The organism is Mesorhizobium xinjiangense (assembly GCF_009749525.1).
GTDB classification, from domain to species: domain Bacteria; phylum Pseudomonadota; class Alphaproteobacteria; order Rhizobiales; family Rhizobiaceae; genus Mangrovimarina; species Mangrovimarina xinjiangensis.
In genome coordinates this window covers 1-6,372 of sequence record NZ_WOAC01000050.1, presented here as the reverse complement: position 1 = coordinate 6,372, position 6,372 = coordinate 1, and the positions used below count along the sequence as shown (strand labels likewise).

Genomic DNA, 6,372 nt, shown 5'->3' with positions numbered 1-6,372 from the left:
CCTTTGCTCTCCTCGCAAAGGCCAAGAAGTGTTACCCATGTCTCCGGAATGAACTGTCACCCTTCTCTCGGGAAGGACATACAGAACTCTGAACGCCGAACGCCGCCGTTTCTACGCTAGAAGCGGCGACCAGCGTTCGCAGCAGTTCCGACTTCGATCCCATGATGCGAACCTCGTCGTCGGCGACCTCGACACGCTGCGCGAGCGCGCGCAGGTGGTCGCGGCGGTATCCGCCATCGTCGAGCCGTATGCGCTCACGGGCCTTAAGGGCGAACCCCTTGAGCATGTCGGGGCTGATGCCCTGATTGCCTGAACTGTCGAGCGCGAGCTGCGTCCGCTCGGCATCAGCGGTGGCTTGATCCCGCAACGCCTTGAGGCTCGCCATGCGCTCTTTCGCCATGGCATCGTCCTTGTCCACCATGCCGGCTTCGATGGCGTCAAAGAGACGGCCGAGCCGCTGGTCGGCGTCCGTGATTCGCCGGTTCAGCTCGGCAAGATGCTCGCGGCGGCGCTCGGCTCGCTCCTGCCGCCGGTCGATGACGCTGGCGAGGACGGTTTCCAGCCGCTTAGGCTGGAGCAGCCGATCCCCGATATGATCCGCGACCAGATGGTCCAGCTTGTCCATTGGGATCGTGCGGCCCTTGCAGCCGGTCTTGCCCTGCCGCGCCTTGGTCGAGCAGGTGTAATAGCGGTATGTCGCTCCCGTGCTGCCTTGGCCGGTGCGCAACGTCATCGCGCCCCCGCATTTGGCGCAGAAGCAAATGCCAGTCAGCAGCGTGGGGCCGCTGGAGACGCGCGCGGGTGTAACCATGGGGTTGCGGGATTTGAGGCGGGCTTGCACCGCATCGTAAATCTCGCGCTCGATTAGGGGTGGCACCGCCATGATGGCGACCTCGCTTTCCGGCTTCTTCTCCCGATCCTTGTGCGAGCGCGTGTTGAACCTGTGCTCGCCGATATAGGTAGTGCGGGTCAGGATGGCGTGGATTTGCGCCAGTCCCCAACGTCCGCCGTCACGGGTGAAGAAGCGGCGCTCGTTGAGATAGGTGGCGATGGCCTTGACGCCCATCGCCCCTGACGTGCCGTCTCCTTCAAGGAATAGGCGATAGATCATCCGAACGGTGTCAGCGTGCAGCGGGTCGATCTCCAGCTTCTTCTTGATCTTCGATCCCCGCTGCTCGGCCGCGACGATGCGATAGCCGATGGGCGGTCGCGCGCCATTCCAGAAGCCTTGCCGGGCGTTCTCGTTCATGGCGCGCAGGACGTGCTTGGCGTTCTCCTTCGACTGGTATTCATCGAACAGCGCCATGATCTGCCGCATCATCTGGTGCATGGGATCGTCGCCCATCTCCTGCGTGATCGACACCAGCTTGACGCCGTTCTTCGCCAGCTTGCGAACGTAGAACTCCATCTCGAAGTGATCGCGAAAGAAACGCGAGAAGCTATGCACCACGACAATATCGAAGGGGGCGGGCTTGGACGTGCCGGCCTCGATCATGCGCTGGAACTCGGGGCGCTTGTCGTTGGTGGCGGTTGCGCCCGGTTCAACATACGTCTCAACAAGCTGATAGCCGCGCTGCTCGCAATAGGCTTCGCCCTGCCGCTTCTGGTCGGGAATGGAAATGTCATGCTCGGCCTGCCGGGCAGTCGAGACGCGCAGGTAAAGCGCGGCGCGGGCGGTAACGGTTGGGCTGTGCATGTTCATGGCCGATCTCCTATAGCCTTCCTCGGCTTGGCGCGGTCTATCAGGGGCAACGCCAGTTCCACGCGGTCATGCACCACCTTGGGCGCGAGCTTGCGGCCGTGGCCCGGCTCAAACCGCACAAGGCCATAGCTCTCCATGGTTTTCAGGGTGCGTGACAGATTGGAGCCGGCCCGGCCGGTGATTTCCGCCAGTTCTTCCAGCGATGCCGGGGCCTTCTCGGCGATGACGCGAAGCAACTCGCGGTTCCCGGCCGACAGCACCTTGGCGAAGGATTCGGTCGAGGTGAACCACACCTTCGGGTCGCCGGGCGCGGGCTTTTCCTCGCCCTTGGCAATTCGCATGGTGCGGGCCTTCATTTCTTCATAGTCGGCAATCCCGACTTTCAATGTGGTCATAGGGCACCTCGCTCCTTCAAAACCGCGTCCACCGCCTGCCAGAAGTCGGCCAACAGCGTGGCCGCATCCTCGTAGGCGTAAGGCTTCACGGTCTGGAGGCGGTGCCGATGGTCCATCGGCTCGCCCCTCCTGCCTCCGCCAACGGGATGGGCGTTATCGTAGCCGACCAGCCGTTCGCCCGAAGGCCCGTGAAGCGTGAGCGAATAATCGAGGCCGTGCGGCTTTTCCGGCGATGCCGGAACGCGGGTGACGACAAACTTCACCCAATGGCCGCCCTCGGGATCGACAAAGAGCATCTGTCCGTCGAGGTCCAGAAGCGTGTCGAGGCCCGGATCACGATCCACGCTCACGTCTTTTCCCTATCAGTTTGTGATAGGAATAGCAAGCCATCATCCGGCTTTCTCGGGCTCAAGAGTTCGTCGAACACATCGCCGAACCAACGCTCGAACACGTCAATCTCGGCCTCGGTGACGGGAATGTCCTCCGGCCAATCGTCGGTGACGCGCATCTTTTGCCCGTCCGGGCCTAGAAGCGGCGTGTCGTCGGCTCGCGTCCGGCCGTCCGGCGCGGGTTCGTCGGCGTAATCGAAAAGATCGTCGGGAAGTGCCTCGGGGATCGACTGTCGCGGTCGGCCTTTGCGGGCGCGGCGGCGCTCTGCGCACATGGAATCCTCCTTGGTTCTGGTGGATTCCGGGGCGCTATAGGCCCCGGAATTAAGCGAACCATGGAGGGCAGTCGGCGGCCTGTAGCGTGCCGCATTTACGCCTATGCGCTGGCGGCACCCCTGCCGAGATGGATTTAGCTTGCGGCCAGCCGTGCCTTGGCGAACCCTCGATCCGTGGCGATGAACCGCTCCAGCATGGGCACGATGAGCCTGACGGGATCGGCGACGGGCTGGCCGGTTTCGCGGGCCAGCACCTCGGCATAGGCGATTAGGTCGCGGTGAAGCGGTGCGGGCAGCTCCACCGTCACCTTCACGGGCTTGTCGTCGGGCAGCGGGCCGAGTTTCAACTTGGTCATGGTCAGCCTCCTGCCGGCTCGAGCACTAGGTCGCGGGTGACGATGATCCTGACCGGGAAGCCGGGCCGGATGGTGAGCGTCGGCGCAACCTGCAACTGGCGCTGGACGATCTGCTGGCCTGCCTGATTGACGGTATCCTGCGCGCCGTCGCGGATGGCGCGGATCAGCCGGTCCTCGTCACTGGTCGCCAGCTCCGTGCCGACTGCGAGCAGCGTGGACAGCCCTGCCGCCTTCATCAGATCCCACCAATGATAATCGACGCCATCCTCAAGGCCGGCATAACCCGATGCGTCCGCTCCGGGCAGGCGTTCAAGGATGATGGAACGGCCGCCCGGCAGGATCAGGCGATTCCACACCAGCAACACGCGGCGCTGGCCGAAGGTCACGCCGTCATCGTATTGGCCGATGATGCGCGTTCCCTGCGGGATCAGGAGCAGCGAGCCGGTCGGGCTGTCATAGACGTTCTCCGTCACTTGCGCCGTAATCTGGCCGGGCAAATCGGAACGGATGCCGGTTATCAACGCAGCGGGGATAACAGCCCCGGCCTGAAGGATGTAGGGCGATGCTGGCGGCGTGACGCGATCCGGGGCGACGGTCTGCCGGTCCACGGGTCCATTGAGGAAAGCCGCGTGCCGGTCCTGTGTCGCGGGCTGTCCGCCGAGTCCTGCAAGGCCGGGCATGGCCGTCCCTGCCGGCGCTCCCGTGCGCGGACCGGACTGGAAGAACACATTGCTCAACCGCGCAGCTTCTTCCTCGGCGCGGCGGCGTTCTTCCTCGGGATCGACGGTGGGCGTCGTCATGACGGGCGGCGCGACCGGCTGGCCCCTGTTCTGCGCGTCGAGGATCGGGCGGCCCAAATCTCCGGGCAGCGCGGGGCCGAGCACTGGCCCCGTGTAGTCGCGCGGTAGGCCGGACAAGCCGTCCGCCGTGGGACGGTTCTCGGTCGAATAGAGTTCTTCGCCTCCCGGCCCCGCATCGCGAGTCTGGAGCGCATAGATCAGCGCCCCGCCGATGCCGAGCAAGGCGACAGCGCCGACGCCTGCCAGCATCTTGCGCGACAGGCGCGTGACGCGGGGCGTTTCGGCGCGAAGGCGCATGGGGGCTGCGGTATCGGTATCGCTCATGAGGACGATCCTCCCGTGGTCGTGCTGGCTCGCTCTGCTGCTGCCTGCGCCTGGTTGGTGCGGACGATCCTGACGACCTGCTGGCGGTTGCCGCTGCCAAGGCGCAACTCGGCCGCACCGAACAGCCTGTCTACGATCAGGATGTTCTGATGGATTCGGCTGTTGACGATCTGCGGTTCGCCGTTGGAGCCGAGCACGAAGATCGGCGGCATCTCGCCCTGCACGATCCCGGCCGGGAAGACGACATAGACGCGGCGTCCGTCGTCGAAGACGGAAACCGGCCGCCATGGCGGGCTGTCGCCCTGAACCTGCAAGGCGTAGCGATAGTTTCGCGCAGCCTCGGCCGGGATGACTGGCGCGGCCGGAACGGTCTGGCGCTGGCCGGGCGTTGCGGGATAGGCCCAAGCCACGGCGGGCATGTAGAGTGATTCCCGCGCGCGCAGCTCGATCATGTAGGTGCGCCGGTCGGTGGTGACGACAAGGTTGGTGGCAATGTCCGGGCGCGTCGGCTTCACGAGGATATGGACGCGGCGGTTCGCACCGCTGCCGCTTTCGGTGTCGCCGATGATCCAGCGCGCGGTGTCGCCGGCCGCGATCGGCCCCGCACCTGTCAGGCTTTCGCCCGCCTCCAGTGCAATGGTGGTGATCTGCCCGACTGCGGCATAGACCTGATAGAGCGCGCCTTCCGACCATGGATAAATCTGGATAGCGTTGTAGTAACCTTCCCGGCGCGGTTCGACGCGGGCGGCGGCGTTGGCGTTCTCGACGCGGCCGGTCGGCGTGCCGGCGACGGTTCCGCCGCGCGCCACGGTCCATGCCGGGGGCACATGCAACGGCCGGGGCGTGTTGTCGGTTGCCGCCGCCTGCAAGGTCGGTAGCGGCGGCACGCTGGCATCGTAGCTGAATTGCGGCGTCCGGTTGGTAGCGCAGCCTGCGAGCATGGTCGCCGAAAGCAGCATGGCCGCGATTGTCGGGGTGCGGGTGATCGTCCTCATTGGCTCATCTCCCGCGACCATGAAATTGCATTGACGTAAATTCCCAGCGGATTGGCGCGCAGGCGCTCGGCGTCGCGCGGCGGCTGGATGACAATGGTGATAATGGCCGTCCATCGCTCCGTGGTGGAAAGCTGGCCGTTCTCGAAGTGCCTTTCCGTCCACGCGACGCGGAAGCTGTTGGGCGAGGCCCGAATGACGCTGGACACCTCGACGGCGATCTGCTGGCGGCCGACCTTCGTGAAGGGGTCATTGGCGCGGGCGTAGTCGTTCAATGCGGCCGCGCCGCGATCCGTTGTCCACTCATACGCCCGAAGCCAGTTCTGGCGGACAATGATCGCGTCGGCCGGGATCGCGCGCACCTGCTCGATGAAGCGGCCGAGATGAAAAGCAATCTGCGGATCGGTCGGACGATAGTCGGCGTCGGCCGGCGCGACGGTTTGCGCCTGACCGAGATTATCGACCTGCACCACCCACGGCACCACGGTCCCGCGTGCGGACTGCCACACCAGCGCCGAGGCGAAGCCGGCCGAAAGGATCAGGGAGCCGAAGGCCATGAGCCTCCAGTTCCTCGCCTGCACGCGGGCCGAGCCGATACGCTCGTCCCAAGCCTGCGCGGCCTTCTGATAGGGCGTCTCGGGTTCCGGCGATTTGCCGTAATGGGTTGCTGGTCGTTTGAAGATGTTCATGAGCGGTCACTTTCGGAAAGGTTGACGGAGGAACCGGAGCCGTGGCTGTCACCGGAGCGGACGGCATGGGCTGCCATGGTGGTGCCGTGGTTCATGGCCTGCGAGCGACGCATCCGCTGCGCCCATGCGGGCGGGCTGCCGGCCGGGCCGGACGCTGCTGCGACAGGATCGGCGCTAGCGCCGCCGACCGTGCCTGCGGTGGATGAACCGCCCGTCACATCGAAGGCCGCGCGTGCGCCACCGGAAAAGCTGGATTTGACGCTTTCGGTGGCTTTCGAGACGGCGCGCTTCAAGGGAGAGACGGCGGCCGAGCCTGCGGCGCGTGCGACACCGCCAAGGCCGGAAGCGACACCGGCCGCTCCGGACTGGCCGAGCGCGCCGACGCTATAGGCTGCGGTTGCCGCGCCCGCGGCCGTCGCGCCGCCGCGGACGGCCGCGGCCCTGCCGGAC

At 65.6% G+C, this 6,372-nt stretch carries 8 protein-coding genes and 1 pseudogene; all 9 read right to left on the bottom strand.

From position 1 onward, the window contains the following. Window positions 1–31 precede the first annotated feature (31 nt). Window positions 32–1,702 carry a recombinase family protein gene (locus GM909_RS25605; protein WP_157020359.1) on the bottom strand — a complete coding sequence of 557 codons (1,671 nt, stop codon included), beginning with the start codon at window positions 1,700–1,702 and terminating at the stop codon, window positions 32–34. Further along, window positions 1,699–2,097, bottom strand: a complete 399-nt coding sequence (locus tag GM909_RS25600) for an HVO_A0114 family putative DNA-binding protein (RefSeq protein WP_157020358.1) — start codon at window positions 2,095–2,097, stop codon at window positions 1,699–1,701. Before GM909_RS25600 ends, GM909_RS25605 begins: the two co-directional genes overlap by 4 nt. After that, window positions 2,094–2,447 carry a toxin-antitoxin system TumE family protein gene (locus GM909_RS25595; protein WP_157020357.1) on the bottom strand — a complete coding sequence of 118 codons (354 nt, stop codon included), beginning with the start codon at window positions 2,445–2,447 and terminating at the stop codon, window positions 2,094–2,096. The genes GM909_RS25600 and GM909_RS25595 overlap by 4 nt, the downstream gene beginning before the upstream one ends. Then, window positions 2,444–2,761: a hypothetical protein gene (locus GM909_RS25590; RefSeq protein ID WP_157020356.1), complete on the bottom strand. Its 318-nt coding sequence runs from the start codon at window positions 2,759–2,761 to the stop codon at window positions 2,444–2,446. The genes GM909_RS25595 and GM909_RS25590 overlap by 4 nt, the downstream gene beginning before the upstream one ends. Before the next feature lie 134 nt (window positions 2,762–2,895). Next, complete coding sequence (locus tag GM909_RS25585) at window positions 2,896–3,117, bottom strand: DUF2274 domain-containing protein (RefSeq protein ID WP_157020355.1); 222 nt, start codon at window positions 3,115–3,117, stop codon at window positions 2,896–2,898. Window positions 3,118–3,119: 2 nt separating this feature from the next. Next, window positions 3,120–4,241, bottom strand: coding sequence for a TrbI/VirB10 family protein (locus GM909_RS25580; RefSeq protein ID WP_157020354.1), 1,122 nt, complete (start codon window positions 4,239–4,241; stop codon window positions 3,120–3,122). Then, a complete protein-coding gene (gene trbG / locus GM909_RS25575) occupies window positions 4,238–5,236 on the bottom strand; it encodes a P-type conjugative transfer protein TrbG (RefSeq protein WP_198174419.1) in 999 nt (332 codons plus the stop codon). Before trbG ends, GM909_RS25580 begins: the two co-directional genes overlap by 4 nt. Beyond that, window positions 5,233–5,922 (bottom strand): conjugal transfer protein TrbF, encoded by a 690-nt coding sequence (trbF, locus tag GM909_RS25570; RefSeq protein WP_157020352.1) that lies wholly within the window; start codon window positions 5,920–5,922, stop codon window positions 5,233–5,235. The genes trbG and trbF overlap by 4 nt, the downstream gene beginning before the upstream one ends. Further along, a pseudogene (locus GM909_RS25565) lies at window positions 5,919–6,372 on the bottom strand (P-type conjugative transfer protein TrbL); the annotation flags it as partial. The gene trbF and the pseudogene GM909_RS25565, both read right to left, overlap by 4 nt.